The 26,990-nt window shown below is 63.3% G+C and carries 25 protein-coding genes and 1 tRNA gene; 11 read left to right on the forward strand and 15 right to left on the reverse strand.

Annotation, left to right across the window (positions count from 1 at the left end; translation table 11 throughout):
- Positions 1–135 precede the first annotated feature (135 nt).
- Complete coding sequence (locus LPA36_RS03450) at positions 136–459, reverse strand: hypothetical protein (RefSeq protein WP_228874732.1); 324 nt, start codon at positions 457–459, stop codon at positions 136–138.
- A 300-nt stretch (positions 460–759) separates the two neighbouring features.
- On the opposite strand from LPA36_RS03450, the gene LPA36_RS03455 reads away from it, so the two are divergent.
- Positions 760–963: a CsbD family protein gene (locus LPA36_RS03455; RefSeq protein ID WP_228874733.1), complete on the forward strand. Its 204-nt coding sequence runs from the start codon at positions 760–762 to the stop codon at positions 961–963.
- Positions 964–1,195: 232 nt separating this feature from the next.
- Here the strand turns inward: LPA36_RS03455 and LPA36_RS03460 are convergent, their stop codons facing one another.
- The 3 genes from LPA36_RS03460 to LPA36_RS03470 all read right to left on the reverse strand — a co-directional run bounded on the left by LPA36_RS03460 (position 1,196) and on the right by LPA36_RS03470 (position 2,173).
- Positions 1,196–1,474, reverse strand: coding sequence for a hypothetical protein (locus LPA36_RS03460; RefSeq protein ID WP_228874734.1), 279 nt, complete (start codon positions 1,472–1,474; stop codon positions 1,196–1,198).
- A 132-nt stretch (positions 1,475–1,606) separates the two neighbouring features.
- Positions 1,607–1,912: a hypothetical protein gene (locus tag LPA36_RS03465; RefSeq protein WP_228874735.1), complete on the reverse strand. Its 306-nt coding sequence runs from the start codon at positions 1,910–1,912 to the stop codon at positions 1,607–1,609.
- Positions 1,913–2,098: 186 nt separating this feature from the next.
- A tRNA-Arg gene (locus tag LPA36_RS03470) sits at positions 2,099–2,173 on the reverse strand.
- A gap of 236 nt (positions 2,174–2,409) precedes the next feature.
- Between LPA36_RS03470 and LPA36_RS03475 the strand changes: the two genes are divergently transcribed.
- On the forward strand, positions 2,410–3,153 hold the full coding sequence (locus tag LPA36_RS03475) for a class I SAM-dependent DNA methyltransferase (RefSeq protein ID WP_228874736.1): 744 nt from the start codon (positions 2,410–2,412) through the stop codon (positions 3,151–3,153).
- Between the two features lie 66 nt (positions 3,154–3,219).
- On the opposite strand, the gene LPA36_RS03480 is transcribed toward LPA36_RS03475, so the two are convergent.
- Entirely contained in the window at positions 3,220–3,402 is a 183-nt protein-coding gene (locus LPA36_RS03480) for a rubredoxin (protein WP_228874737.1), read from the reverse strand.
- A gap of 273 nt (positions 3,403–3,675) precedes the next feature.
- Here LPA36_RS03480 and LPA36_RS03485 point away from each other — a divergent pair, with 273 nt between their 5' ends.
- From LPA36_RS03485 to LPA36_RS03505, 5 genes are all read left to right on the forward strand, one after another.
- Complete coding sequence (locus tag LPA36_RS03485) at positions 3,676–4,077, forward strand: DUF4399 domain-containing protein (RefSeq protein WP_228874738.1); 402 nt, start codon at positions 3,676–3,678, stop codon at positions 4,075–4,077.
- 237 nt (positions 4,078–4,314) lie between these two features.
- Complete coding sequence (locus LPA36_RS03490; protein WP_228874739.1) at positions 4,315–6,240, forward strand: ATP-binding cassette domain-containing protein; 1,926 nt, start codon at positions 4,315–4,317, stop codon at positions 6,238–6,240.
- A gap of 415 nt (positions 6,241–6,655) precedes the next feature.
- Entirely contained in the window at positions 6,656–8,641 is a 1,986-nt protein-coding gene (locus tag LPA36_RS03495; RefSeq protein ID WP_228874740.1) for a DNA topoisomerase IV subunit B, read from the forward strand.
- A 72-nt stretch (positions 8,642–8,713) separates the two neighbouring features.
- On the forward strand, positions 8,714–11,032 hold the full coding sequence (gene parC / locus LPA36_RS03500) for a DNA topoisomerase IV subunit A (protein WP_228874741.1): 2,319 nt from the start codon (positions 8,714–8,716) through the stop codon (positions 11,030–11,032).
- A 341-nt stretch (positions 11,033–11,373) separates the two neighbouring features.
- The gene (locus LPA36_RS03505; protein WP_228874742.1) at positions 11,374–11,832 is read left to right on the forward strand and encodes a CopD family protein; all 459 of its coding nucleotides are present in this window, start codon (positions 11,374–11,376) and stop codon (positions 11,830–11,832) included.
- 8 nt (positions 11,833–11,840) lie between these two features.
- On the opposite strand, the gene LPA36_RS03510 is transcribed toward LPA36_RS03505, so the two are convergent.
- The 7 genes from LPA36_RS03510 to LPA36_RS03540 all read right to left on the reverse strand — a co-directional run bounded on the left by LPA36_RS03510 (position 11,841) and on the right by LPA36_RS03540 (position 20,636).
- The gene (locus LPA36_RS03510) at positions 11,841–13,049 is read right to left on the reverse strand and encodes a chromate transporter (RefSeq protein WP_228874743.1); all 1,209 of its coding nucleotides are present in this window, start codon (positions 13,047–13,049) and stop codon (positions 11,841–11,843) included.
- 157 nt (positions 13,050–13,206) lie between these two features.
- The gene (locus tag LPA36_RS03515) at positions 13,207–15,573 is read right to left on the reverse strand and encodes a bifunctional diguanylate cyclase/phosphodiesterase (RefSeq protein ID WP_228874744.1); all 2,367 of its coding nucleotides are present in this window, start codon (positions 15,571–15,573) and stop codon (positions 13,207–13,209) included.
- A gap of 480 nt (positions 15,574–16,053) precedes the next feature.
- Positions 16,054–16,929: a PhzF family phenazine biosynthesis protein gene (locus LPA36_RS03520; RefSeq protein WP_228874745.1), complete on the reverse strand. Its 876-nt coding sequence runs from the start codon at positions 16,927–16,929 to the stop codon at positions 16,054–16,056.
- Between the two features lie 257 nt (positions 16,930–17,186).
- A complete protein-coding gene (locus tag LPA36_RS03525; RefSeq protein WP_228874746.1) occupies positions 17,187–17,651 on the reverse strand; it encodes a RidA family protein in 465 nt (154 codons plus the stop codon).
- Between the two features lie 46 nt (positions 17,652–17,697).
- On the reverse strand, positions 17,698–18,894 hold the full coding sequence (locus LPA36_RS03530) for an aminotransferase-like domain-containing protein (RefSeq protein WP_228874747.1): 1,197 nt from the start codon (positions 18,892–18,894) through the stop codon (positions 17,698–17,700).
- A 72-nt stretch (positions 18,895–18,966) separates the two neighbouring features.
- Positions 18,967–19,875, reverse strand: coding sequence for a DMT family transporter (locus LPA36_RS03535; RefSeq protein WP_228874748.1), 909 nt, complete (start codon positions 19,873–19,875; stop codon positions 18,967–18,969).
- Between the two features lie 65 nt (positions 19,876–19,940).
- A complete protein-coding gene (locus LPA36_RS03540) occupies positions 19,941–20,636 on the reverse strand; it encodes a VOC family protein (protein ID WP_228874749.1) in 696 nt (231 codons plus the stop codon).
- A 281-nt stretch (positions 20,637–20,917) separates the two neighbouring features.
- Between LPA36_RS03540 and LPA36_RS03545 the strand changes: the two genes are divergently transcribed.
- Both LPA36_RS03545 and htpG read left to right on the forward strand, forming a co-directional pair.
- Positions 20,918–22,372, forward strand: coding sequence for an aminotransferase-like domain-containing protein (locus LPA36_RS03545; protein ID WP_228874750.1), 1,455 nt, complete (start codon positions 20,918–20,920; stop codon positions 22,370–22,372).
- 146 nt (positions 22,373–22,518) lie between these two features.
- Positions 22,519–24,417 carry a molecular chaperone HtpG gene (gene htpG / locus LPA36_RS03550; protein ID WP_228874751.1) on the forward strand — a complete coding sequence of 633 codons (1,899 nt, stop codon included), beginning with the start codon at positions 22,519–22,521 and terminating at the stop codon, positions 24,415–24,417.
- Between the two features lie 102 nt (positions 24,418–24,519).
- Here htpG and LPA36_RS03555 read toward each other — a convergent pair whose 3' ends face one another.
- A complete protein-coding gene (locus LPA36_RS03555) occupies positions 24,520–24,768 on the reverse strand; it encodes a hypothetical protein (protein ID WP_228874752.1) in 249 nt (82 codons plus the stop codon).
- 401 nt (positions 24,769–25,169) lie between these two features.
- Between LPA36_RS03555 and LPA36_RS03560 the strand changes: the two genes are divergently transcribed.
- Together LPA36_RS03560 and LPA36_RS03565 are read left to right on the forward strand one after the other, a co-directional pair.
- Positions 25,170–25,895, forward strand: coding sequence for a chorismate--pyruvate lyase family protein (locus LPA36_RS03560; protein WP_228874753.1), 726 nt, complete (start codon positions 25,170–25,172; stop codon positions 25,893–25,895).
- Entirely contained in the window at positions 25,895–26,371 is a 477-nt protein-coding gene (locus LPA36_RS03565) for a DNA-deoxyinosine glycosylase (protein ID WP_228874754.1), read from the forward strand. Before LPA36_RS03560 ends, LPA36_RS03565 begins: the two co-directional genes overlap by 1 nt.
- A gap of 38 nt (positions 26,372–26,409) precedes the next feature.
- Here LPA36_RS03565 and LPA36_RS03570 read toward each other — a convergent pair whose 3' ends face one another.
- Together LPA36_RS03570 and LPA36_RS03575 are read right to left on the reverse strand one after the other, a co-directional pair.
- A complete protein-coding gene (locus tag LPA36_RS03570) occupies positions 26,410–26,718 on the reverse strand; it encodes a type II toxin-antitoxin system RelE/ParE family toxin (RefSeq protein WP_228874755.1) in 309 nt (102 codons plus the stop codon).
- Complete coding sequence (locus LPA36_RS03575; RefSeq protein ID WP_228874756.1) at positions 26,715–26,990, reverse strand: YlcI/YnfO family protein; 276 nt, start codon at positions 26,988–26,990, stop codon at positions 26,715–26,717. The genes LPA36_RS03570 and LPA36_RS03575 overlap by 4 nt, the downstream gene beginning before the upstream one ends.

The raw sequence follows: 26,990 nt of genomic DNA on the forward strand, positions 1-26,990 counted from the left end.
GCAGGCGATCGCAAAAAAACCGGGAGGGCGTGCAAGGCGGCGCGATACACGTGCGATCAGCGATGGATGCGTTTCGGGCGACGTTCGCTGGCGTGGGTAGCCGCCCTGCGGCCGCCTTCGGGTGACGGCGGTGGTTTATCCCTGCGCTGTGCAGGTCGCGCCAGGGGTCATCGTGTTCGCGTTAGCGGCGACGAGGGCGTGTATCGCAGGCGGATGGTTGCGAAGCAGGAAATGTTCGAGTTGAAGCAGCAGACTGTCGATCGCGCGAAGCTGACCCTTGGTCAGGAAATCGGCATCGAGCAGCGTGTGCAGACGCTGCCGCCAGTACGAGGCTGGCAGGATCGGCCCGCCCAGGTCGCCCTGAAGGGCCGGCCGCATGACACGCGCGATATGCGCGATGTCCTGATCGATCAGCGTGGCCTGAAATGAGCCGGAGCGGGCGGGGGTAGGTCGGTCCATACCCCGTTTACGGCACCGGAAATGAATGCTTTAGGATCCGCGAGTCGTCTTTACCGATGACAGAGTGCCGCTCGTACATTTCGGCAGGGTGCAATACGCGTGACTTTTTCCGGTCGCCGTGCGGCTGCGCCCGGATCGTCTCTCAACGGCAAATCGCACTGGACTGGCCCCGTTAGCCGAGGAGCCTTGTGCGACAAGGCGCAACGCTGCTTGCGGCGTGACGACGAGGGCTGGGCACAGCGGTTGCTGTGACTCGGGTACTGGCGCAAATTCGCGCTGGCACTACGATGGGAGCCAGACATGAACAAGGATCAAGTGAAGGGTGTGGCAGAAAAGGTAAAGGGCAAGGTCAATGAGACTGTCGGCCGTGCAACCGGCGACGCTGCCCAGGAAGTGAAGGGCGATCTTCAGCAGGGCGCGGGCGAAATGCGCAAGGCCTATGGCGACGCCAGGGAAAACGCAAAGGACAACGCGAAAGAAAACGCAAAACGCAATGCCCCGTAAGGCATGTGTGCCCGTGCTGCCGTGCAGGCCTGGCCGCACGGGCCAGAAAAAAGGCGCTTCGGCGCCTTTTTTCATACCGGTCGGTTAACTCGCAGGATCAGTTCACGATGAGCGCGATTGCGCTGAAAGCGACAATGGTCATCAGAACGGCGGCAGCCGCGATGTTGTAAGGATAAGTCACGCAGTTGAACCACAGGGGGCGCGGCGCGTGCGCCGCAGGGATGAGGCCGTGTCAGCTCGCATTGCCGGTCGTTTCGGGGGCGCTGTCGCTGCGTGCGGCGCTTTCGAAGAAACGGCGCGTCGCCTCGAACGAGGCCAGCATCTGCTCCGGCCACGGTTTTTGCAGCATCAACGCCTGATGTTGTTCGAACGCCGTCGTCAGTTCACTGAGCAACTCGGGCGACTTCAGATGACGGATCAGAACGTGAAGGGCGATGGCGGTGGCCTGGCTCGCGCCGGCGGTCTGCATGCCGGAAACGGTCAATGCGGCGATCTGTTTGCTGGTGTCCACGGGACTCCTCTACGGATGGGGTAAATCGATGGCCCTCCGGCCGTTAGCCCCGTATTTTGACACTGATGCTCGCACCGAAGCCGTATGCCGTTCAGGCCATACGGCTTTGCCGGTTGCGCTCGCGCGTGAGCGTCATGCCGCGGACGCGTTGCGGCGCGCGTGCGCCGTCGAGCGGGAAGCGGGCGTGACCACCGCCTGGCAGACTACCGTGTCGCCCGTCGTGATGCGTGCCTGATCGCGGTCGTAGTGATCCAGTTCCAGCAGGAGGCTGTCGATGGCGCAGAGCTGTGCTTTCGTCACGTGCCAGGCGTCGAGCAGATGATGCAGGCGCTTGCGCCAGTACGACGTCGGCAGGATCGGCACGCCCGCGTTGCCATACAGCGACGGCCGCATGACGTGTGTGATGTGTGCAATGTCGTGATCGATCAAAGTAACCATTGGGAGGCCCCGTCGTATTCGTTGCACCCTGTCTGCCTGGATCGGGCGGCGATCGGATATCGCGATGAATGAAGCTTAACGGGACGTGGGCGCGCGCAATCCGGCGATCAGAGGGGGGTTAGTTCGCCAGTTCGGCTGGTACGGCGTGTGGGCACGGCGCGAAAGCAGTGCAGGGACGGTGCGGTGTGGTCCCCCTGACAGGAATCGAACCTGTATCTAGCGCTTAGGAGGCACTTGTTCTATCCATTGAACTACAGGGAGAGGGAACCATGCACGGCGAGGCGAACGTTCCGCGTGTTCCATCACTGCTACGTTCCTAAGTCACCCACCGTAGCTGGAACCGCGCGGCGTCATGCAGCGTGAAGGCAACGCCATCGCACTGGACGGCCCGCTCGCACGCGCAGGAATCGCGCCACAGGGGCCAGAGTATAGCAAACGCGACCCGCCGCGAGAATGGCGCCGCGCGCCGCATTGCGCTGTGCCGTTATGATCCTGCGATGACCGTTCCGAACCTCTATGGCGACCCGCGCCTCGTCGGCCTTTACGACCTGCTTAATCCCGCCGCCGCCGACACGGCCTTCTACCTCGACCTCGCACAGTCCTCAGGCGCCGACCGGGTGCTCGACATCGGCTGCGGCACGGGCCTCCTGAGCTGCGCGCTGGCGGACCGTGGACACGACGTGACGGGCATCGACCCATCGCCGGCGATGCTGGCGGTTGCGCGTAGCCGCGCGGGCGGCGAACGCGTCACGTGGATCGAGGGCGACGCCGGCATGGCGCGTCGAGGCGCGGCGGATCTTGCCGTGATGACGGGGCACGTGGCGCAGGTTTTCGTCGACGACGCAAGCTGGCGTCAGACGCTTTCAGCGGCATACGACGCGTTGCGACCAGGCGGCTGCCTTGCTTTCGAGAGCCGCAATCCGGCGTGCGAACCCTGGCGCGCGTGGACGCCGGAGGCATCACGCCGGCGCGTCGAATCGACGACGTATGGCTGGGTCGACGTGTGGCATCGCTTGATCGACGTACAAGGCGAATGCGTACGGTTCGCGACCCATTACGGGTTCGAGCGCGGTGGCGCGGAGATCGTCGCGGAAAGCGAATTGCAGTTTCGCAACCAGGATGCGCTGGAGACGACGCTCCGCGAAGCAGGCTTCGTTTCGATGACCTGGTATGGCGGCTGGTCGCGTGAACCGGTGGATGCCGCCAGCCGGGAACTCGTGGTGGTGGCGATACGCGACTGACGGAAAGAAGCAGCGGGGATTCGCGACAGGACGGGGCGCCGGCAATCCTGCGGGCGCGCGGCGGCTTCAGAACTCGACGACGGCGAACTCGGCCTTACCTACGTCGCACAGCGGGCAGCGCCAGTCTTCCGGGATTTCGGCGAAACGCGTTCCAGCCGCGATGCCTTCTTCCGGCAGACCGTCTTCTTCGTTGTAGATCCAGCCGCAAATCAGGCAGACCCAGCTTTTGTATTCAATCACTTCGCTCACGACGTACTCTTTCTTCAGATCAATGCAATGGCCCGCGCGTTCTGCCCCTTTTCGGGGCAGGGCGCGAAGAGCCGCAATCTTACCGGAAATCGCGCAGATCCCGCTGCGTAGGGGCGTCGCAGGTGGCGCCGGGATGGCGTGCCGGGCGGGCGCATGCACCCCGGACGGTCACGCACCCGGTGTATGCTCGGGGCGCAGTCGTTCCCGCGTCCTGTTGACGCACCAGCAGTGCGGACGCGAAAGTGAGAAGCGGCGTACCTCAAGGAGAACACGATGTTCAATAACAAATGGCTTGCGAGCCTGGTGTTTGCCGGTCTGTTCGTTGCGTCGGGCGTGGCGCGTGCGGACGGCGTGTCGTTCGTCGAACCGAAAGACGGCGCCACGGTAAGCAACCCCGTACACGTGAAATTCGCCGTTGACGGCATGAAAGTCGCGCCCGCCGGCACCATGACAGATGGCACCGGCCATCATCATCTGCTGATCGACGGCCAGCCGCTGCCGAAGGGCGAAGTCATTCCGGCGAACGACAAGTCGCTGCACTTTGGCAAGGGCCAGACGGAGACGGACGTCACGTTGCCGCCAGGTGACCACACGCTGACGCTGCAGTTCGGTGACGGCGCGCATCGTTCGTATGGGCCGGAAATGAGCAGGACGATAACGGTTCATGTGAAGTAACGGGCAGGTTGTAATGACGTAGCGGGTATCGGGGCACGCGACACAGCGCGGCCGCCGGTACCTCAGCGGCCGGTGTGCGCCGGTCGCGACACTCAGGTTTGTCGTGCCATTCTGTGCGCGGCGGTCCGGCGAATTCAATCTGGCCAGACGGCATATGCCACCCGGCCGGGATGCGTTCAATCGCGCGACCGGTACAATGGGCAGTTCCGATTCATTGCAGTCTTCTTCCTTCTCCCCATGTCGCTTTACACCATTACCGGAGCGCAACTCGCGTTCGGTCACGTCGCGTTGCTTGATCACGCCGATTTCTCTCTCGAAGCGGGGGAGCGCGTCGGGCTGATTGGCCGCAACGGCGCAGGCAAGTCGTCACTGCTCAAGATCGTTGCCGATCTGACGAAGCCCGATGACGGCCTCGTCACGCGGCAGCAAAGCCTCACTACTGTTTACGTGCCGCAGGAACCCGAGTTCGATACCGACATGTCGGTGTTCGATGCCGTTGCGGCCGGCCTGACCGATGCGCGCGCGTTGCTCGACGAATACGACACCGTCGCGCATGCACTCGCGGAAACGCCGGAAGGCGCTGAGCATGACGCGCTGCTCGCGCGCATGAACACACTTCAGTCGTCGCTCGATGCCACCGACGCCTGGAGCTGGCGCACGCGCGTGTCCACAACGCTCGCGCAGATCGGTCTCGATGGCGAAGCGCGCGTGGGCGCGCTGTCGGGTGGCATGCAAAAACGCGTGGCGCTGGCGCGCGCGCTGGTGGTGCAGCCCGACGTCCTGCTGCTCGACGAGCCGACCAATCACCTTGATTTCGACGGTATCCGCTGGCTCGAAGAACTGCTGATTTCACAGCGCGCCGGGCTGCTGTTCATCACCCACGACCGGGCGTTTCTCGATCGCGTCGCTACGCGCATCGTCGAACTCGATCGCGGCCGTCTGCTGTCGTATCCGGGTAATTTTTCGGCGTACCAGACACGCAAGGCGCAGCAGCTGGAAGTCGAGCGTATCGAAAACGAAAAGGCCGACAAGCTGCTCGCACAGGAAGAAGTGTGGATCCGCAAGGGTGTCGAAGCGCGGCGCACGCGCAGCGTCGGGCGCATTGCGCGGCTCGTGCAGATGCGTAACGAGCGCGCCGAGCGCCGCAATTCGCTCGGCAACGTCAAGCTCGACGTGGGGCAGGGCGAAAAGTCCGGCAAGATCGTCGCCGAGCTCACCGACGTGTCGAAAGGCTATGGCGCGCGCACTGTGATCGACCATTTCTCGGCCACCGTCATGCGTGGCGACAAGATCGGCTTCATCGGGCCGAACGGCGCGGGCAAGACTACGCTCCTGAAACTGATTCTCGGCGAACTGACGCCGGACGAAGGCAAGGTGCGCATCGGCACGAATCTGCAGGTCGCATATTTCGACCAGATGCGCGCGCAGCTCGACCTCGACAAGAGCCTCGGCGACACGATCAGCCCGGGCAGCGAGTGGGTGGAAGTGAACGGCACGAAGAAGCACGTGATGAGCTATCTCGGCGATTTCCTGTTCGCACCTGAGCGCGCCCGCTCGCCGGTGAAATCGCTGTCGGGGGGCGAGCGCAATCGTCTGCTGCTGGCGCGGCTGTTTGCAAGGCCGGCGAATGTGCTGGTACTGGATGAGCCAACCAACGACCTCGACATCCCGACGCTCGAACTGCTCGAAGAACTGTTGACCGACTACGACGGCACGGTTCTGCTGGTGAGCCACGATCGTGCTTTCCTCGATAACGTCGCGACCTCGGTAATTGCATCGGAAGACGAGGGGAAGTGGCGGGAATACGTCGGCGGCTTTACCGACTGGCAGATTCAACGCGAGCGCTCGCTAAAGCTCGCGCAGAGCGAAGCGCCGAAAGAGCCGGCAAAAGACGTCGCGGCGAAAGACAGCGGGGCGGGGCGCAACGCGCAGCGCTCGGTCAAGCTGTCGTTCAAGGAGCAGCGCGAACTGGAGTCGTTGCCGCAACAGATCGCGGCGCTCGAAGCAGAGCAGAAAACAATTGGCGCGGAACTCGAAGATGGTTCGATCTTCGCGAAAGACGCGCAGGAAGGCACGCGGCTGACCGAGCGCTACGCGGCCATCGACGACGAACTGCTGGTCGCGCTCGAACGTTGGGAAGAACTGGAGGCGAAACGCAAATAAGCGTCGCCAGATTTTGTGCATGTCGTGACGCCGTTACGCCGGGCGTGGGGTATCCTGGCGTCGGCTGGCGAGCATTGCGGCGGCGGGTTACGAGGCGCCGGCAGCGCCCCGTCGGCTCAGCGTGACGCCAGCGCCTGGCCAGACGGCCAACGCCCGCATCATCGAATTGCCGCGCGTACTGAAATCAGTAAAATACCCCGCGAACGCATCAGCGCCCATACTGGCGGGCGCGTCGATGCAGGCGGCAGGCAACAGATGTCGCAATACGAGCAGTTAATAAACGCACTGCCCAAACGGCAGGCACATTGATTCACCCCGTTGTTTCGTTTCGCTTTTTTTGAAAACTCAACGGTTTGTCCACGCAGATGTCCACAGGACCTGTGGACAACGATGAACCGACGGACCACAGCAAGCCATGTCTACGAAAAAGCCAAACGCCGCGTATAGCGAAGCGTCGATCAAGGTGCTGAAGGGCCTGGAGCCGGTCAAGCAACGGCCCGGCATGTACACACGCACCGAAAATCCGCTGCACATCATTCAGGAAGTCATCGACAACGCTGCCGACGAAGCGCTCGGTGGCTATGGTCGCCAGATCACCGTCACGCTGCACACCGACCAGTCCGTGTCCGTCGAAGACGACGCCCGCGGCATTCCCTTCGGCATGCATCCGGAAGAAGGCGTGCCGGTTGTCGAAATCGTGTTCACGCGTCTGCATGCGGGTGGCAAGTTCGACAAGGCGTCCGGCGGCGCGTACACGTTCTCGGGCGGCCTGCATGGCGTCGGCGTGTCGGTCACGAACGCGCTGTCCACGCGCCTTGACGTCACCGTCTGGCGCGACGGCAAGATCGCCGACCTCGGCTTTGCCGATGGCGACGTCGTCAAGCCGCTCGAAGTGCGTCCCGCCCAGCGCGGCGACAAGAAATCCGGCACGCGCGTGCGCACCTGGGCGAATCCGAAATATTTCGACTCGGCGAACTTGCCGGTTGGGGAATTGCAGCGTCTGCTTCGATCGAAAGCCGTGCTGTTGCCGGGCGTCGAAGTCACGCTTGTCAACGAGAAAACGGGCGAGCAGCAAAGCTGGAAGTATGAAGACGGTCTGCGTGGCTACCTGCTCGAAGGCATGGCCGGCAGCGACCTGCTGATTCCGCTTTTCGAAGGCGAGCGCTATGCGGAAAGCTCGCGCTCGAACGAAGAAACTTTCGCGGAAGGCGAAGGCGCCGCGTGGGTCGTCGCGTGGAGCGAGGAAGGGCCGCTTACGCGTGAATCCTATGTCAACCTGATTCCGACGCCGGCAGGCGGCACACATGAATCCGGCTTGCGCGAAGGGCTGTTCCAGGCGGTGAAGAGCTTCGTCGAGATGCACAACCTGCAACCGAAGGGCGTGAAGCTGCTCGCCGAAGACGTGTTCGCGCGCGTGTCGTTCGTGCTGTCGGCCAAGGTGCTGGACCCGCAGTTCCAGGGGCAAATCAAGGAGCGGCTGAACAGTCGCGATGCCGTGAAGCTGGTGTCGTCGTTCGCACGTCCGGCGCTCGAGTTGTGGCTGAACCAGCACGTCGAACACGGCAAGAAGCTCGCTGACCTCGTCATCAAGCAGGCGCAGGCACGTACGCGCGCCGGACAGAAGGTCGAGAAGCGCAAGAGTTCGGGCGTGGCAGTGCTGCCGGGCAAGCTGACCGATTGCGAATCGACGGAAATCGGCCGCAACGAACTGTTTCTTGTCGAGGGCGATTCGGCTGGCGGTTCGGCCAAGATGGGCCGCGACAAGGAATATCAGGCGATCCTGCCGCTGCGCGGCAAGGTGCTGAACACGTGGGAAACCGAACGTGACCGCCTCTTCGCCAATAACGAAGTGCACGACATTTCGGTGGCGATCGGCGTCGATCCCCATGGCCCCGACGACAAGGTCGATCTGTCGAATCTGCGCTACGGCAAGATCTGCATCCTGTCGGACGCGGACGTCGATGGCGCGCACATCCAGGTGCTGCTGCTCACGCTCTTCTTCAAGCATTTCCCCCAGCTGATCGAACGCGGGCACGTGTGTGTGGCGCGTCCGCCGCTCTTTCGCGTCGACGCGCCCGCGCGCGGCAAGAAGCCGGCGCAAAAGTTATACGCGCTCGACGAGGGCGAACTCGAAGCAATTCTGGACAAGCTGCGCAAGGACGGCGTGCGTGAGTCGCAGTGGACGATCAGCCGCTTCAAGGGCCTTGGCGAAATGAGCGCCGAGCAGCTGTGGGACACGACGATGAACCCGGACACGCGGCGCCTGTCGCCGGTCGCGCTTGGCGCGCTCGATTTCGACGCGACCGTCGCACGCATGACGATGCTGATGGGCAAGGGCGAAGCGGCGTCGCGTCGCAGCTGGCTCGAAGAAAAGGGCAACGAAGTCGAAGCGGATATCTGAGCGGGCGCGCTGACGTATCCCGGCATCCCGCGAGCGCATGCCCTCACGTAAAAATACGGACACGACATCCAGATGGACGATAACACTCCCGATCTTTTCACCGAAGCGGTACCGGCCGGCGAATTCCTGACGCTCGGCAACTACGCGGAACGCGCGTATCTCGACTACGCGGTGAGCGTGGTGAAGGGCCGCGCGCTGCCCGATGTGTGCGACGGCCAGAAGCCTGTCCAGCGCCGCATCCTGTTCGCGATGAACGAGATGGGCCTCGCCGATAACGCGAAGCCGGTGAAGTCGGCGCGCGTCGTCGGCGACGTGCTGGGCAAGTATCACCCGCACGGCGACCAGTCGGCGTACGACGCACTCGTGCGGCTTGCGCAGGACTTTTCGATGCGCTACCCGTTGATCGACGGCCAGGGCAACTTCGGTTCGCGCGACGGCGACGGCGCGGCGGCCATGCGTTACACCGAGGCGCGTCTCACGCCGATCGCGAAACTGCTGCTCGATGAAATCAACCAGGGCACGGTCGATTTCATGCCGAACTACGACGGCTCGTTCGAAGAGCCGAGGCTGTTGCCGGCACGCCTGCCGTTCGTGCTGCTGAACGGCGCGTCGGGTATCGCAGTCGGGCTCGCAACCGAAATCCCGTCGCACAACCTGCGCGAAGTCGCGGCCGCAGCCGTCGCGCTGATCCGCAATCCGAGGCTTTCGCACGCCGAACTGATGCAGCTCGTGCCGGGCCCAGATTTCCCGGGCGGCGGCCAGATCATCTCTAGCGAGGCGGAAATTGCCGCTGCGTACGAAACCGGACGCGGCAGCCTGAAGGTGCGCGCGCGCTGGAAAATCGAAGAGATGGCGCGCGGCCAGTGGCAGGTCGTGTTCACCGAATTGCCGCCGAACACGTCGGGCCAGAAGGTGCTCGAAGAAATCGAAGAGCAGACCAACCCGAAGATCAAGCTCGGCAAGAAGACGCTCACGCCCGAACAGCTGCAAACAAAGCAGACGATGCTGGCGCTCCTCGACGCCGTGCGCGACGAGTCGGGCAAGGACGCGCCGGTGCGTCTCGTGTTCGAGCCGAAGTCGAGCCGTATCGACCAGACCGAATTCGTCAACACGCTGCTCGCGCATACGAGCCTGGAATCGAACGCGTCGCTGAATCTGGTGATGGTCGGCTCGGACGGCCGGCCGCGTCAGAAGGGCATTAACGAAATCCTCGGCGAATGGATCGGCTTCCGTTTTGCGACGGTCACGCGCCGCACGCAACATCGTTTGATGAAGGTCGACGACCGGATCCATATCCTCGAAGGGCGGATGATCGTCTTCCTGAATATCGATGAAGTCATCCGGATCATTCGCGAATCAGACGAACCAAAGTCCGCGCTGATCTCGGCGTTTGGTCTGTCGGATCGTCAGGCTGAAGACATTCTTGAGATTCGTCTGCGTCAACTGGCGCGACTTGAGAAGATCAAGATCGAGAAGGAACTGTCCGAATTGCGCGACGAGAAGGCGAAGCTCGAGGAACTGCTCGGCAGCGAATCGGCGATGAAGCGTCTGCTCATCAAGGAAATCGAAGGTGACGCGAAGCAGTACGGTGACGACCGCCGCACGCTGATCCAGCAGGAAAAACGCGCGACGTTCGAGGCGCGTGTCGTCGATGAACCGGTCACCGTCGTGGTGTCGCAGAAGGGCTGGGTGCGGGCGCTGAAGGGCCACGCACTCGACCCGGCCGGCTTCACGTTCAAGGCCGGCGACGGTCTGTACGCGGCGTTCCAGTGCCGCACGCCGGACATCCTCATTGCATGGGGCAGCAAGGGACGCGTCTATTCCGTCGCCGTGGCGATATTGCCGGGCGGGCGCGGTGACGGCGTGCCGGTCACGTCGCTGATCGAGCTCGAATCGGGCACGCATCTGATGCACTACTACGCGGCTTCGGCCGATCAGGCGTTGCTGCTTGCGTCGAGCAACGGCTTCGGCTTCATCGCGAAGGTGGGCGACATGGTGAGCCGCGTGAAGGCCGGCAAGTCGTTCATGACGATCGACGAAGGCGCGACACCGCTCGCGCCGATGCCGATGCTGCCGGACGCGACGCAGGTGGCGTGTCTGTCGGGCGCGGGTCGTTTGCTGGTGTTCGGCATGGACGAGATGAAGACGCTCTCAGGCGGCGGACGCGGCGTCACGCTGATGGCGCTCGACGACAAGGAAGCGCTCGCGCAGGCTCTCGCGATCGGCAAGGCAGGCGTCGTTTTGCAAGGCACGGGTCGCGGTGGCAAGCAGCAGGAAGAAACGCTGGTGGGCGCAGCGCTCGCGCCGCACGTGGGCAAACGGGCGCGCAAGGGTCGTGCGCCAGACACGAAGCTGAAGGTGCAGGCGCTGAGGCCGGCACTCGCGGGCTAGGCGTTTTCAATAACGTCACAGCCATCCGGACACGCAGCAAGCGGCGAAGAGCCTCCGCCATGGCTCTTCGCCGTTCGCCCTTCGCCCGTCGCATGCGGGAGCAGGCCGGCGTTTGAATCTGGCGAAAATCGCCGGGCCGACCCGTGGCTGATGCGCAGCAAAACGAATCGCAGCAAAAGAATCAAAACAAAGCGAAGCACGACGCCCGACGACAAAACCGTCGCGCGCAAACGTCAAAATAAAACATAAAGATGAACTGCGCTGTTGAGCTGTGGTCGAATGCGCTCAATGGCAGCTTCAAATGAAGCGCGACAGTTCCACACCGCACAGGGAAAACAATCATGAACAAAGCCATCGAACTCGCGCTCTTTCTGCATCTGCTCGGCGTGGCCGTGTGGGTGGGCGGCATGGTGTTCGCGCATTTCTGTCTGCGGCCGGCGCTTGCCGATCTCTCGCCACAGCTGCGTCTGCCGTTGTGGGAGTCCGTCTTCGGGCGCTTCTTCAACTGGGTCGGCGCCGCAGTGCTTGTCATCCTGATCTCGGGCGGTTTTCTGCTGATGCAGTTCGGCGGCGGTCACGCATCGTGGACGCTTCACGCCATGGCGGGTCTTGGCATCGTGATGATGCTGCTCTTCGGGCATATCCGTTTCGCCGTGTTCCCGCGTATCCGTCGCGCAGTCCAGGCGCAGAACTGGCCGGACGGTGCGCGCGCCGTCGGTACCGTGCGGCGTCTGGTGGTGATCAACATGGTGCTGGGCGTCGTGACGATCGGCGTCGCCGTGATGTCGCGCGGGTTCTGAGCGCAGGCTCACACGCCGTGTACGTATAGCACCCACACCCCGCAGACGATCGCCACCGTACCGTACACCGCGTACACCGGCATTTTCAGCCGCACGAAGCACATCAACGAAAACAGCGCAGTCGCGCCATACGAGGGTTGCAGCGGCACGCGCTGCACGATCCTGAAGACGGCCACGGCGAGAAACGCGGTCGTCACCGCGCGTAGCACGCGCATGCCCTCTTCGAAGCGCGGATGCGCCTTGAGTTGATGAAGATGGCGCTGCGCGAGCACGACCAGACACCCCGACGGCACAAAGAGCGCAAACGTTGCGATCAGCGCGCCCGTCCATCCGTCGATCAGATAGCCGAGGAACGGCACCACGTTCAGGAGCGGCCCTGGCGACAACGGCGAGAGCGAAAACGCCAGCGTGTAGTCGTTATTCGACACGCCGATGGGCGGTGTGACGAAGAGCGTCTTCAATACGGGCAACGCCGAAAATCCCCCCCCGAACAACGTCATCCCAGCGCCCGCAAGACGCGGCCACAGCAGCACCGGCTCGTACCGCGGCGGCAGCGGAAGCGCAAACAGCACGACGAGTGCGGCCAGCGCAAGCAGCAGTTGACCCTCGCCCGCATCGAGCGAAACCTTGAGTGGCATTGCGTGCGCGCGGCTCTTCAGCCAGCCTGCCGCGAACGCTCCGCCCAGCAGCAGCACGTAGGCGGCAGGGCTATGCGCATAAACCAGCGCAACGCACGACAGGACGGCCGCGATCCACTCCACATGGCCACGCACGAGCGCGCGCGTCTGCTTGTACCAGGTCACGCCGATGAGCGTCGCCAGCACGACGCTGAAGTGGGTGATGAGGATTTCCGAGGCGGCCGCCCGGACGATCGGCGTGCGATAGAAGATCGCGAAGAGCGTCATCAACAGGAAGAAGGGCAGCACGCTCGCGATGCCGGCGATCCACGCGCCTGCGCGTCCGCGCAGTGTATGCCCGAGCTGCACGGCGACGTTGCAGCCGACGGGCCCCGGCACCATCCACGCGAGCGCGATCAGGTCGGAGAAGGCGAGTCGCGAGAGACGTTCTTCGCGTTCGACGTAGTGATGCTCCAGCTGCGCCATCAGCGCGAGGCCGCCCCATGACAGTGTGGATAGTCCGAAGACCACCCTGAAGAGCGTCCACAGCGGTTCGCGCTCGCCTCGCCGGGCGGCGTCCCTCGTTGTCGTCATCTGCATGGCAAATCCGCGCCGGTCGTGCCGGGCGCGCGTATCGTCGGGTTTCGTTCTGGTTCAGGGTGAGCGGCCCTCGCCGTGCGCCTGACCGGTGGCATGGCCAGCGTCGGGACCGCCTGCTGCGCGGACGTTGCGTCGCGGCAGCGCGCCGTCGCTTCAGTCACGCAGACTGTCCACTGGTGCTCGGTGCAAAGCCCATACTGTCGAGATCGGGTTCCTGGGTTACGCGGCGGTCCGGCATGCCACAGACGCCAAACCGGTCGAGCAGCGCCGGTATTCCGTCCGACGGCACCGGTCGCGAAAACAGGAAGCCCTGCGCCTCGATGTGGCCGAGCGCCGCGAGCCACGCGATCTGTTCTTCCGTCTCCGTGCCTTCCACGACCACCGTCAGCCCCAGCGAGCGCGCCAGATTGACGATCGCCGTCACCATCACGCACACGCTGCGGTCGCCGGGGATGGCCTGCACGAACGAGCGGTCCACCTTCAGTGTATCGACCGAAAAACGGTTCAGATACGACAGCGACGAATAGCCCGTGCCGAAGTCGTCGAGCGCAATGCGCACCCCCAGGCGCTTGAGCGCGAAGATTTTCTCGGAGACGAGATCGGGATATTCCATCATCGCCGTCTCGGTGATTTCCAGTTCAAGGCGGCGCGCGGAAATGCCGGTTTCCTCGATGGCGCGCGAGATCGTCTGGTACAGGTCGCCGCGCCAGAACTGCACGGCGGAAATGTTGACCGCGAGCGAAAGCGGGTCGTAGCCCTGTTGCTGCCACATCGCCAGTTGCCGGCAGGCGGTTTCGATCACGAAGTCGCCGATCGGGACGATCAGCCCGGTCGATTCCGCGACGGGAATGAACTCGTTGGCCGGAATCAGGCCGTGCTGCGGATGGTTCCAGCGCACCAGCGCCTCGAAACCGGTGATGCAGCGGCGCGTGAGATCGACCTTCGGTTGATAGGCAAGGAACAGTTGCCCTTCGTTCAGCGCGACGCGCAGCTGCTGCTCCCACTTCATCAGATGGTCCGCGCGGTGCGAGAGCTGCGGCGAGTAGAACTGGTAGCAGTTCTTGCCGGCATCCTTCGCGCTGTACATTGCGAGATCGGCTTTTTTCAGCAGGTCGATTTCGCTTTCGTTGGCGACCGAGTACAGCGCGATGCCCACGCTCGCGTGCAGCACGAACGCGCTGCCACGCACTTCGAACGGCTTGGCGAACACGTCGGCCGTTGCTTCGGCGAGATCGACGGCGCGCTTTTCGACGTTCTCGCCTTTGACGATCACGACAAATTCGTCGCCGCCGATGCGGCTCAACGCGCCCAGATCGCCGACCGCATCGGCGAGCCGCGATGCGGTCATCTGCAGCACGATGTCGCCGGCGTTGTGGCCGAGCGTGTCGTTGACGGTCTTGAAGTTGTCGAGGTCGATGAAGAGGATCGCGAGGCGGCCGACGTTCACCGGCAACGCAACGTCGTGTCGAAGGCTTTGCAGCGTGGCGTAGCGGTTGCGCAGGCCGGTCAGCAGATCGTATTCGACGAGATGCGTCATCTCGCGTTCGCGTCCGAGCAGCTTGCCGATCAACCCAGTGGCAACGGCGAAGAAGCTCAGCATCGCGAGCGAGATAAAGCCCGCCATCATCAGGTACACGTTGCGCGTGTGGTTGTAGTCGGCGAATTCTTCCGCCTGCGAGAGGCCGACCAGCACGCCGAGCGGATAGCCGTCGATATGACGGTACGACACGATGCGCGTCACGTTGTCGATCGGATCGACGTAGGTGCCCGATACATGTTCCGACGTCGGGTACGTCCCACTCGCCGAGAACGTGCCAGCCGCATGCTCGGCGCTGCCGGTACGGCGCGCGAGCACGGTGCCCGAATCGGAGATCACGGCGATCACACCGTCGCGGCCGATCGCCGCGTTGTTGTAGAAGTCGGTCGTGAAGTAGCTCGGATCCTCCGACACCACCACGACACCCGCGAACGAGCCGTCCGGATGATTCAGGCGGCGCGTCATCTGCAACGTCCAGTGTCCGGACAGACGTCCAAGCACCGGCTTGCTGATGAAGAGCGCGTCGTCGTTCTCGTGTTCGTGCGCCTTGAAGTGCTCACGGTCCGAGAGATCGATACGTTTCGGATTGGGATCGGCGGTGTTCGCGATCAGCTTGCCGTGTTCGTCGATCAGCGAAACCTGCACGAGCGTTTCGCTCTGCACGACGCCTTTTTCAACCGTGCTCGACAGGTCGAAGTGATTCGGCGTCTTCTCGAATTCGTATTTGACGAAGCGCGTAATCTGGTCGACCTGGTGAATGGCCTTGACCGTGTGTTGCTCGAGCGCTGCCGACAGGATCGCCGACGATGCCATCGCTTCCCGATACGTGGTCTCCTTCTCGACGGACAGGCGCGCGAAGATGACGGTCCACAACAGGATCAATACAAGCACGCCCAGCGCGGGAATAGCCAGAAGCGCACGGCGGCGCGACACCGTGGGATTGCGGAGTCTTCCGTCGCGTGTCGCAAAGGAGCGGAAATGGGTCATCGTGCTGACCAGGGGCGTGTGCCTCGCTGCAGCGGCTCCGGGTATGTCGACTGCGCGAAGTTCGAGGTTGGCTGCATGATGAACGGGTACCAGGTGCGCGGGTAGGAAGGCGCGGCGCTGTGCCGAAGTCCGTTGGTCACCGGGACCTTTCGATATTACTGAATGCCAAAAGATTAAGGAAGCATCCGCGCATCGGGTATACGCTCGCCCGGCCAGGCACGCGACACGCAGACCTGACGCGGCTTGCCAGCCTTGTCGCCGTGTTCGCGGGCCACCCGCCTTTGAAGGGTTCCGTCGAAACCTGGTATGCGACGACGTCCGCTGCGTCAGGGGGACGTATATCGACGCCGCGGGTTTATCCAGAATGCATCAGGTCAGCATCGATGCGATGCATTGCACCCGCATCGATATCATCGTCAGGTTGCCCACGTAAGGCATTTTGTGGACAACGGTGGAATGCGTGCGCTCGCGGCTCACCGCTCACGGCAACCGGAACGTTCCGTCTACAACCGTCACCGATGAGCCGCCGATCCACGTCTTGCCGGCAACATCATCGTAGGTTACGACGATGCGGCCGTCGCGGCCCATCGCGGTGCCCTGGCGTGCGGTATAGGCGTTACCCGGACGGCGATTCTGCTGCGTCAGCAAACCAGCCAGCGCGGCGTTCGCGCTGCCCGTCACCGGGTCTTCGCCGAAGCCGAATGCGCCGCCCGCCATCAGGCAGCGGACTTCGAACGTAGCGGGGCCGCCCGGCGCATGCGGCGCATAGGCGGCGATGCCATGCGTATCGGCGGCATGGACGACGTCGGCGAGCAGCGGCGAATCGGGCGTCAGCGCAAGGCATGCCTCAGCGGAATGCAGGCGCACCACGAGCCACGCCGCGCCGTTGTTGATCGCACACGGCGGCGCGTTGAAGTCGATCGCATCGGTTTTCAGGGCCGCCTGCAGCGCGGCGTACTGCGTTTCGGGAAGCGGCGTGACGCGGGCGGGTGGCGCGGCGAAGGCCCAGACCTGCGCATCCTGCTGGGCGAGTTCAACGAGGCCAACGCCACATTGCTGCACAAGCCGGCCTGGCTGTTTCGGCGTGTAGCCGCTTTCAAGCAGCGCATGTGCGGTGCCGAGCGTCGGATGACCCGCGAACGGAAGCTCGCCGCCGGGGGTGAAGATACGCACGCGGTAGTCGGCGGCCGGGTCGGTCGGTTTCAGCAGGAAAGTGGTCTCGGACAGATTCGTCCAGCGCGCGATGGCGTGCATCTGGTCGGAGGTCAGGCCGTCGCCTTCGAGGATCACCGCCAGCGGATTGCCCTTGAACGGAGCAAGGGTAAACACATCGACCTGCTTGAAGCGACTAAGCATACGTTTCGCCCGTTTCCAATGCTGGAATTGAACAAGCGCGATTCTTCATATTTTTAAGATCGGCGCCTGAATCGCGTTATTCGTCTTTTCTGCTGCTCTTGACACGCGACATGAAAAACATCGACATGTTTCCCGCATATGACAAATACCGCATGGAACATGCTGGCTGGCGGCGCCACGCGCTGAGTCACAGTCGCGCGGCGCCGCTGGCGTTCGGCGTGGGTTCAACAGGGTTGAAGCCGGAACGCAAAAACGTTTTACTGTACTTCGGCGATCATTTCGATTTCGACGCACGCGCCCAGCGGAATCTGCGCCACGCCAAAAGCCGAACGTGCGTGCTTGCCGCGCTCACCAAATACATCGGCGACGAGTTCCGATGCGCCGTTCGTCACGAGATGCTGTTCGGTGAACGTGGGTGTCGAATTGACGAGGCTCATCAGCTTGACGATGCGCGTCACGCGGTTCAGGTCGCCGACGTGCGTATGCAGCGTGGCGAGCAGATCGATCGCGATCGAACGCGCGGCGACCTTGCCTTCTTCGGTCGAAAGCGTTTCACCGAGCTTGCCGACCCACGGCTTGCCGTCCTTCTTTGCAATGTGGCCGGACAGATACACCGTGTTGCCGCTCTGCGCGCTCATGACGTAAGCGGCGGCGGGCGCACCTGCGTTCGGCAGTTCGATGCCGAGTTCCTTCAGCCGGTCATACACATTTGCTTGAGCCATGACGTGTCCTTTATCTCTGGATGAAATCGGGAAAGCGGATCTGCAATCAGATCCGCGCGCGGATCAGTGCCGCGAGTTTCGCGACGCCTTCGTCGATCTTTGCCGGCGGCACGGTCACGAACGAAAGACGCAGCGTGTGGTGTTGCGCTTCGTTCGCGAAGAACGGGCCGCCCGGCACGTACGCGACATTCTGCGCGACCGCTTCTTCGAGCAGCTTCATGCTGTTCAAATGCGCTGGCAGCGTGACCCACACGAACATGCCGCCTTCCGGCCGGTTCCAGCTCACGCCTTCGGGCATGTAGCGTTCGAGCGAAGCCAGCATTGCGGCGCACTGGTCGCGATAGAGCGCGCGGATCGTCGGTACGTGCGTATCGAGAAAGCCATCTTTCACGACCTCATGCACGATGCGCTGCGTGAAGCTCGGCGTATGCAGATCGGTGGCCTGTTTGGCCTGCACCAGCTTGAAGTGCAGTTCCTCGGGCGCAATGATGTAGCCGATCCGCAGACCCGGCGCGAGCACTTTCGAGAACGAGCCCAGGTGAACGATGTGATCGGGCGACATCGAGAGCATCGTCGGCAGCGGCTCGCCTGCGTAATCGAGCGCGCCATAGGGATCGTCTTCGATGACGGGGAAGGGCGCCGTTTTCGCGAACGCGGCGAGCGCACGGCGGCGCTCGACCGGCAGACGGCGGCCCGTCGGATTCTGGAAATTCGGCTGCGCGTACAGGAGGCGCGCACCCGCCGTCAGTTCGGGCGTGAGCGCCTCGGGGATCAAACCGTTCTCATCAGTCGGCACCTGCACGTAGTGCGGCTCGTACATCGAGAACGACTGCAACGCGCCGAGATACGTCGGCGTTTCGACGAGCACGGGGCTGTCCTTGCAGATCAGCACCTTGCCGAGCAGGTCGAGCGCCTGCTGCGACCCGGTCGTGATCAGCACCTGCGAGGCGCGGATCGCGGCGCCGTTCACGGAATAGCGTGCGGCGATCCATTCGCGCAGCGGCATGTAGCCCTCGGTCGCACTGTACTGAAGCGCGGCGGCGGGGTCGTTGCGCAGGATATGGTCGGACGCCTCGCGCATCCGCTCGGCCGGGAAGGTCGCGGGCGAAGGCAGGCCGCCCGCGAACGAAATGACTTCGGGCCGTTCAGTGACCTTCAGGATCTCGCGAATCGCCGAGCTGGTGAGCTTGCGTGCACGTTCGGACAGTTGCCACGTCGGGGCTTGAAGGTCGCTTTGGTCCATAGTCTCCTCGATTGCTGGTGTGATGCGGAAGCCGGAAAGGGTCGGTCGAATCCGTAATTATCGCGCGTCTCGTCACGCTGCGCGCGCGGGCACGTGCACGGTGCGCACAGCCGCCTTGCGGCCGAGCACAACGGTGGCGATCACAGCGGCCGCGAAAAGCCATGTGGACGCCGCAACGTGCTCGCCGAAAAAGAGCGCGGAAAACGCCATCGTGAAGAAGATCTGTAGTAGTTGCACCTGACCCACACGCGCCGTGCCGCCCATCGCGAGCCCCGCGTACCACGCGAAAAAGCCGATGAACTGCGAGAAGAGCGTGACATAGCCGAACGCGAGCCACGTCTTCAGCGCAACAGGTTCGGGATGCTGCACGTGATGTTCCCAGCCGAGCCAGCCGACCGGAATCACGAGAAACGGTGCCGAGAGCACGAGCGCCCAGCAGATCACCTGCCAGCCGCCGATCTGCCGCGCGAGGCGGGCGCCTTCCGCATAACCGAGTGCGCCGATGCCGACCGCGACGAGCATTAGCAGGTCGCCCGCCTGCAGCGAGCCGCCGCCCGATTGCAGCGCGAACGCGACGACGATCGCGCTGCCGGCGAGCGCGCTCGCCCAGAACGCCTTCGAAGGCCGTTCGTGCGAGAGCCACGCGGCATACAGCGCGACGCACAGCGGTTGCAGGCCGTTGACGACCGCGCCGTGGGAAGCGGGCACCGTCTTCATCGACCATGCGGAAAACACCGGAAACGCGATGATCACGCCGAGCGACACTACGGCGAGGCTCTTGACCTGCGGCCAGTTCGGCCAGCGCTCGCGGCGCCATGCGAGGAGCGCGGCCGCCGGCACCGCGGCGGCGAGCGCACGGCCGAGGCCGTTCAGGAGGGGATGAAACTCCTGCACGACGATGCGCGTCATGGGCAGTGTCAGGCTGAAGATCATGACGCCGATGAGGCCGAGCATCATGCCCTGGGATTCGCGCGCTTTCATTACGGGTGTCTCTCTTTACTGTTTTGTTGTCGGGGCCGGCTTCGGTTCGTGGGCGGTGACAGACGCTACCTGAGCGAGCGAAGCCCGGCGGGTGTTTCGAATTCAGCGACGAGGCGCGCGCTGTCCAGCGACGTGTCGAGCGCGATCAGATGTGCCGCACCGAGCCATTCGAGCTGTTCACGGATCAAATCGGGTTGCGGGTGAAAACCCTTTAGCGACTTCAGCGCGACTTCCGCTTCCGGCAACACTGCGGATGGATGCAGCGCCGTATCCCACTGGATCAGCGAAGGCGCGATGCCGTCGCCGGCACCCAGCCACGCGGGAAACGCACCGTCGTCGGGTACGGTGAGACTCCACGCGAAGTCGCCGCGCGACATCGGCACGACGGGCGCAATCCGCTCCGGATACTGCTCGCGCCAGCGCGGCAGGTTCTTCGGGCGCTCGACGCGTGCGACCCAGTGCGAGAGGTACGGGCCGCCGGCGAGCCGCGCGTGCGTTTCGGGCGCATCGAGTGCGAAGAGACGCGGACGCGGCGCAATAGCGGTTTCCGCCAGTTGGGCGTGTGCTTCCGGATCGATCGCGAGCACTTCCAGATAGACGCCGCCCCACAGGTTCAGAAGCCGGTTGTGCGTGCGCATCAGCGGATGCGCGCCGCCGCCGGCTGGCGTGACACCGAGCGCGTCGGCAACGTACTGCGTGCCTTCGTCGAGTGTGCGGGCGGTGACAACGAGGTGATCGAGATGCAGCTTCTGGGCGGTCATGGCAACACGGTAAAAGACGGTTTTCAGCGAGCGGCAGGCGCATCGGCACGGGCGACTGGACGACGCAAGCGCGACGCAAAGGGCGATGTGGCCCGGGCCGTTAGCATAACCCTTCGCCTGAACGACGGCCCGTGCGACGCGCGATATACCCGGGATCAGCCAGATGCCGGGCACGCGGGTGCACGCCGCGTCGCTCAACGGAATGCTCAATGTAGCGCCTGCGACCGGCACAGTAACGGTACAATCGGTTCGATACTGTTCTGTACAGTTGGAGACCTGTTATGTCCGTCCCGCTCGACCTGATCCCTGCGCCTCACGACGCGTCTTCGCTGACGCTCGTCGACCAGCTCGTGCAATGGGCGCGCCGCCGCATCGAGGAGCGCGTGTTCCGCCCCGGCATGCGCATGCCGTCGATCCGCACGCTCGCGCTCGAAAAGGGCGTGTCGCGCTTCACGGTGGTCGAGGCGTACGAACGGCTTGTCGCGCAGGGATACCTCGATTCGCGGCGAGGTTCGGGTTTCTACGTACGTGAGCGCGCCGTCAGCCAGCTGCCCGGCGAGCGGCGTGCGCTCACCGAGGCCGCGCCGGCGCCCAGCACGATCGATGTCGTCTGGCTGTTGCGCAACATGCTGCACTCGTCGACGCGACCGGAGAAAGGACCGGGCCTCGGCTATCTGCCGAGCCGCTGGCTGGATGGCGACCTCATCACCGGCGCGCTACGCACGCTCGGACGGCAAAGCGGGGCGCAGATGCTCGGCTTCGGCACGCCGCAGGGTTTTCTGCCGCTGCGCCAGCAGTTGCAGACGCGGCTCGAAGAACTGGAAATCGGTGCTTCGCCGGACCAGATCGTGATGGTGTCCGGCATCACGCAGGCCATCGACCTGATCGCGCGCATTTACGTGCAGCCGGGCGATGCGGTGATCGTCGGCGATCCGGCGTGGTTCCAGATGTTCGGGCGCTTTGCTTCGCAGGGCGCGCGGCTCGTCGGCATGCCGTACACGCCCGATGGCCCCGATCTCGACGCGCTCGAGCAGCTGATCAGGACGTGGCACCCGAAAATGCTCGTCATCAACTCCGTGCTGCAGAACCCGACGGGCACGTCGCTTACCGCCGCACAGGCGTTCCGCATCCTGCGGCTCGCCGAGGAACACGATTTCATTGTTGTCGAGGACGATATCTACGGCGACCTGTGCCCGGCCGGCTACGCCGCGACGCGCGTCGCGAGCCTCGATCAGTTGAAGCGCGTGATCTATCTCGGCAGCTTTTCGAAGACGCTGGCGGCGAACCTGCGCGTCGGTTTCATCGCGTGCGCGCCGGAAGTGGCGAACGCGATCACCGACCAGAAAATGCTGGTCGGCATGACGACCCCTGAACTGAACGAACGCGTGCTCTACAAGATTCTGACCGAAGGCCATTACCGGCGGCATGTCGAGCGGCTGCGTGCGCGCCTCGACGGCGTGCGCGACAAGGCGGTGCGCATGCTCGAAAAAGCGGGCATGAAAGTATTCTTCGCGCCAGGCGCCGGCATGTTTCTGTGGGCCGACACGGGCGTCGATGCTGACGTGTTCGCCGCCGCCGGCCACGAGGACGGCTTCCTGCTGACGCCAGGAAGCCTCTTCTCCCCGAACCAGTCGCCGACCACGTGGATGCGCTTTAACGTCGCGAACTGCACGGATCCGGCGCTGTCGGTGTTTCTGTGCCGTTATCTCGACAGTGTCGCGCGCCGCGCCTCTTGAAACGGGCGCGGGCGACCCCATTTACGCGGGCAATTCGCATTTTTAACTGACGCATCGCGACGTCGCGCCGTCCCTGCCGGGGCGTGCGAAAAAAGCGCGGAATTTGCCCGTTTTGAACCATCCCGCAACAGAGAGGACATCCGACCATGGCACAAGAAACCATGAGCTTTCAGGCAGAAGTGAAACAGCTTCTGCATCTGATGATTCATTCGCTGTACAGCAACAAGGAAATCTTTCTTCGTGAACTGATTTCGAACGCATCGGATGCCGCCGACAAGCTGCGCTTCGAAGCGATCGAAAACAGCGGCCTGTACGAAAACGATCCGAACCTGCGCATCCGCGTGTCGTATGACAAGACCGCGCGCACCATCAGCATCGACGACAACGGCATCGGCATGAGCCGCGACGAAGCCGTCTCGAACCTCGGCACGATCGCGCGTTCGGGCACGAAGGAATTCTTCGGCAGCCTTTCGGGCGACCAGCAGAAAGATGCGGCGCTGATTGGCCAGTTCGGCGTGGGTTTCTATTCGGGCTTTATTGTCGCCGACCGCATCACGGTCGAAACGCGTCGCGCCGGTCTGCCGGCCAGCGAAGGCGTGCGCTGGGAAAGCGCGGGCGAGGGTGATTTCTCGGTGGATTCGATCGAGCGCGCGCAACGCGGCACGACGATCACGCTGCATCTGCGCGCCGACGAGGACGAACTGCTGTCCACCTACAAGCTGAAGTCGATTATCCAGAAGTATTCGGATCACGTCGCACTGCCGATCCTGATGCAAAAGGAAGAGTGGGACGCCGAAAAGAGCGAGATGATCGCGAAGGACGAAGACGAAACCGTCAACCAGGCGAGCGCGCTGTGGACCCGTTCGAAGAGCGACATCACCGACGAACAGTACACGCAGTTCTACCAGCATCTGTCGCACGACCATCAGGATCCGCTGACGTGGACGCATAACCGCGTCGAAGGCCGCAGCGAATACACGCAGCTGCTGTACGTGCCGGCGCACGCGCCGTTCGACATGTGGAACCGCGATCACCGCGGCGGCCTGAAGCTGTACGTGAAGCGCGTCTTCATCATGGACGACGCCGAACAGCTGCTGCCGCAGTACCTGCGCTTCGTGAAGGGCGTGGTCGATTCGGCGGATCTGCCGCTCAACGTATCGCGCGAAATCCTGCAGGAAAGCCGCGACGTGAAGGCGATCCGCGAAGGCGTGACGAAGCGTTCGCTGTCGATGCTGGAAGATCTGGCGAATTCGGAAGACGAAGCCATCAAGGCAAAGTACACGACGTTCTGGACGGAATTCGGCCAGGTGCTGAAGGAAGGCATCGGCGAAGACTTCGCGAACAAGGAACGCGTCGCGAAGCTGATCCGCTTTGCATCGACGCATACGGATTCGTCGGAACAGACCGTATCGCTGGCGGATTACGTTTCGCGCATGAAGCCGGAACAGTCGAAGATTTACTACGTCACCGCCGATACGTTCCAGGCCGCGACGCACAGCCCGCACCTCGAAGTGTTCCGCAAGAAGGGCGTCGAAGTGCTGCTGCTGACGGATCGCGTCGACGAATGGATGCTGTCGTTCCTGAACGAATTCGATGGCAAGCCGCTCGCGAGCGTTGCGCGTGGCGATCTCGACCTCGGCGCGCTGAACGACGAAGAAAAAGAGGCGCAGGAAAAGGTCGGCGAAGAACTGAAGCCGCTCGTCGAGCGCATGAAGGAAGCGCTGAAGGACAAGGCCAAGGACGTGCGCCTGACGTTCCGTCTGACTGATTCGCCATCGTGTCTCGTGGCCGACGAAGGCGACATGAGCGGCTATCTGCAGCGCATGTTGAAGGCGGCAGGACAGCACGCGCCGGCTTCGCATCCGATCCTGGAAGTGAACCCGGAGCACGCGCTCGTGAAGAACCTGCACACCGACAGCGCGAACTTTGACGACTGGTGCCATCTGCTGTTCGATCAGGCGTTGCTGGCCGAAGGCGGTTCGCTGGAAGATCCGGCGAGCTTCGTCAAGCGGACCAACGCGTTGCTGCTGGCTCGCAACGTGTGAAAGCGGGGGCATCGCGCCCCGCCTTTTGCATGATGGTGTGTTGAAAAACGCTGCCTTTATGGCAGCGTTTTTTTTTGCACTTCGTGATGACGCTTCGGTCGTTCAGGTCAGCCGGCGAACCTGCGCGAGCACTGAGCCTGCGAGCTCCTTTGCCGCTTCACTCGCGTGCCTGTCGTCGAGCACCTTTGCAGCGAGACGCCCCATTGCGACGCTCGACTGTTTTGTCGTGTGGTGCTGCGCAAGCGCCGAGCCGGCCAGTTCCTTTTCTTCATGCGATGCGCTGCGCGTTCCCAGCACGACGGCGGCGAGATGGGCGATACGGTCGGACGTGTGTTTTGTGTTGACGGTCAATCTCTTCTCCCTGTTTTTGGACCTGTTCCGGTTCAAATGACGCGATTCCGCACGACGCGGACCGCGCTAAACAGTATCGATAGCGGCGCATACCGTTGAGCTCAGGCGCTTTCAGAATCGTTTGTGCGATGAAGTGAAGACACGACGTCGTAATCCGCCGTCTGCTCACGAGGTCGGACGCTTTCAGACAGACCCGGTCGGATTCGACCGGGTTCTGTCAAACGTCAATCTGTTGCGCCGGGCAGCCTTCCCGAGTCGCAGGCCGTGTTTGCGTCAAATTCCGAATCGGTCTTCCGCGGATGGTCGCCCTTGCGGCAGCAGGGCTTCGACGTCGGGCTTCAACAGGCATCCACGCGTTGCCTCGCGTAAAGCGAAGCGGGGCGCGTCTTATAATGCGGCGCATGTCTATCCGTTTCGATGCCGCCGACGCGCACTGGCGCGTTGCCCCCATGCCTGGTTTCTCGTCAGACCAGAAAGACTGGCTCACCCGCGGCGGTTCGCTGACCGCCCATCTCGCGACGCTTGGCGCGGTCACCGTGCGCGTGACGCGCGAAGCCGTTGCGCGCGCGTGGGACGACGAACATGTCGCACTGTGCATCGCGTCGCGCGCGCCGGTGTGGGTGCGCGAAGTCGTGCTCTCCGTCGACGGCACGCCGTTCGTCGCCGCGCACAGCATTGCGCCGCTCGCGGCGAGCGTCGGTGTGTGGCAATCGATGCGGCGTCTGCGCAACCGGCCGCTCGCCGAGTTGCTGTACAGCGACAGCAGCGTCGCGCGATCCGCGCTCGTCAGCCGCCGGCTCAACGCACGACATCCCTTGCACCGGCTCGCTTCGCGCGAAATCGAAGGAGCCGCGCCGCACGCGCTTGTCGCGCGCCGCTCGGTGTTCGAGCGACACGGCGCGCCGCTGATGGTCACTGAATGCATGCTGCCCACGCTCTGGGCGCATCTTGCCCAGCGACCGCAAATAGAGACGCGGGCGCACGATCAGCGCGAAGCGGGCCACGAAGCGCCGACGCGCGCGCATCCGCGTGAACATGGACGTCCGCTCGATCACACGACGTCGCGGGCTCATTCGGCGCACGGAATGCATGCCGTGCCGCGCACGCCCCGCGAAGGAAGCCGCTGATGCTGCGCGGTTTTCCCCCGGTCGTCGCGGCCGATACGCACACGCTGGTGCTCGGCAGTTTCCCGGGCGAGGCGTCGCTTGCGGCGACGCAGTACTACGCGCATCCGCGCAACCAGTTCTGGCGGTTACTGGGCGCGGTGCTCGACGAACCTTCGCTCCACGAACTTCCCTACGAAGAACGCCTGACCCGCGTGCTGACGCACCGCATCGGCATCTGGGACGTACTCGATGCATGCCATCGTGAAGGAAGTCTCGATTCAGCGATCCGCAACGCGCAGCCTAACGATTTCGCGTCGCTGCGCGAGCACGCACCGATGCTCAGGAAAGTCTGCTTTAACGGTAAAACAGCGGGAAGATTCGCGCCGGTGATTGCTGCCGCGGGCTACGACACGCTCGTGTTGCCTTCATCGAGCCCGGCGAACGCGATGTTGTCTTTCGAGCAGAAACTGGTTGTGTGGCGATCGATTCGCTCCTGAGGTGCACGCCGGCGGATGGCTGGAACGCGAAGCGACGCTCAGTGATAGTCGCTTTCCCGCTGGTGACGCACTGCAAGAATCGTCACGGTACGATCGTCTTCGATCTCGAACAGCGCGACATATCCCGACGCGCCGAACGGAATGATCAATTCCCGCAGAAACGGCATCGACGCATGCGCTTTGCGACAGGTAAACGGCGACGATTCCAATGTAGCGATGCCGGCAGCGATGGCTGCAAGCGCGCGGGCGGCGAGTTCGACGTCGGCATCGTCGCGATCGACGATAAAGCCATAAAGACGCTCCAGATCATCCGAAGCCGCACGCGTGAACCGGACCTCGTAAGTCATCGAGGTTTGCGCTTCGTGCGAAGGGCGTCTAGCCGACGCTCGAGCTTCTCCAATACTTCGGACGACGACAGATAGTCACCGCTGCCGCGGGCCGCTTCACGCGATGCGATGCCACGGGCAATGAATTCGCTCTGGTTGCGACGACGTTCGATGCCTTCGCGGATCGATTGCTCGACGAAACCCGACAGTGTCTCTCCTTCGCCGAGGATGCTTTCGGCAGCGTCGCGCAGCGCCTGCTCGACCCGGATGGACGGAAAGGTGGCGGATTTCAT

The sequence above is a fragment of the Paraburkholderia saeva genome (assembly GCF_907164555.1).
Taxonomy (GTDB): domain Bacteria; phylum Pseudomonadota; class Gammaproteobacteria; order Burkholderiales; family Burkholderiaceae; genus Paraburkholderia; species Paraburkholderia saeva.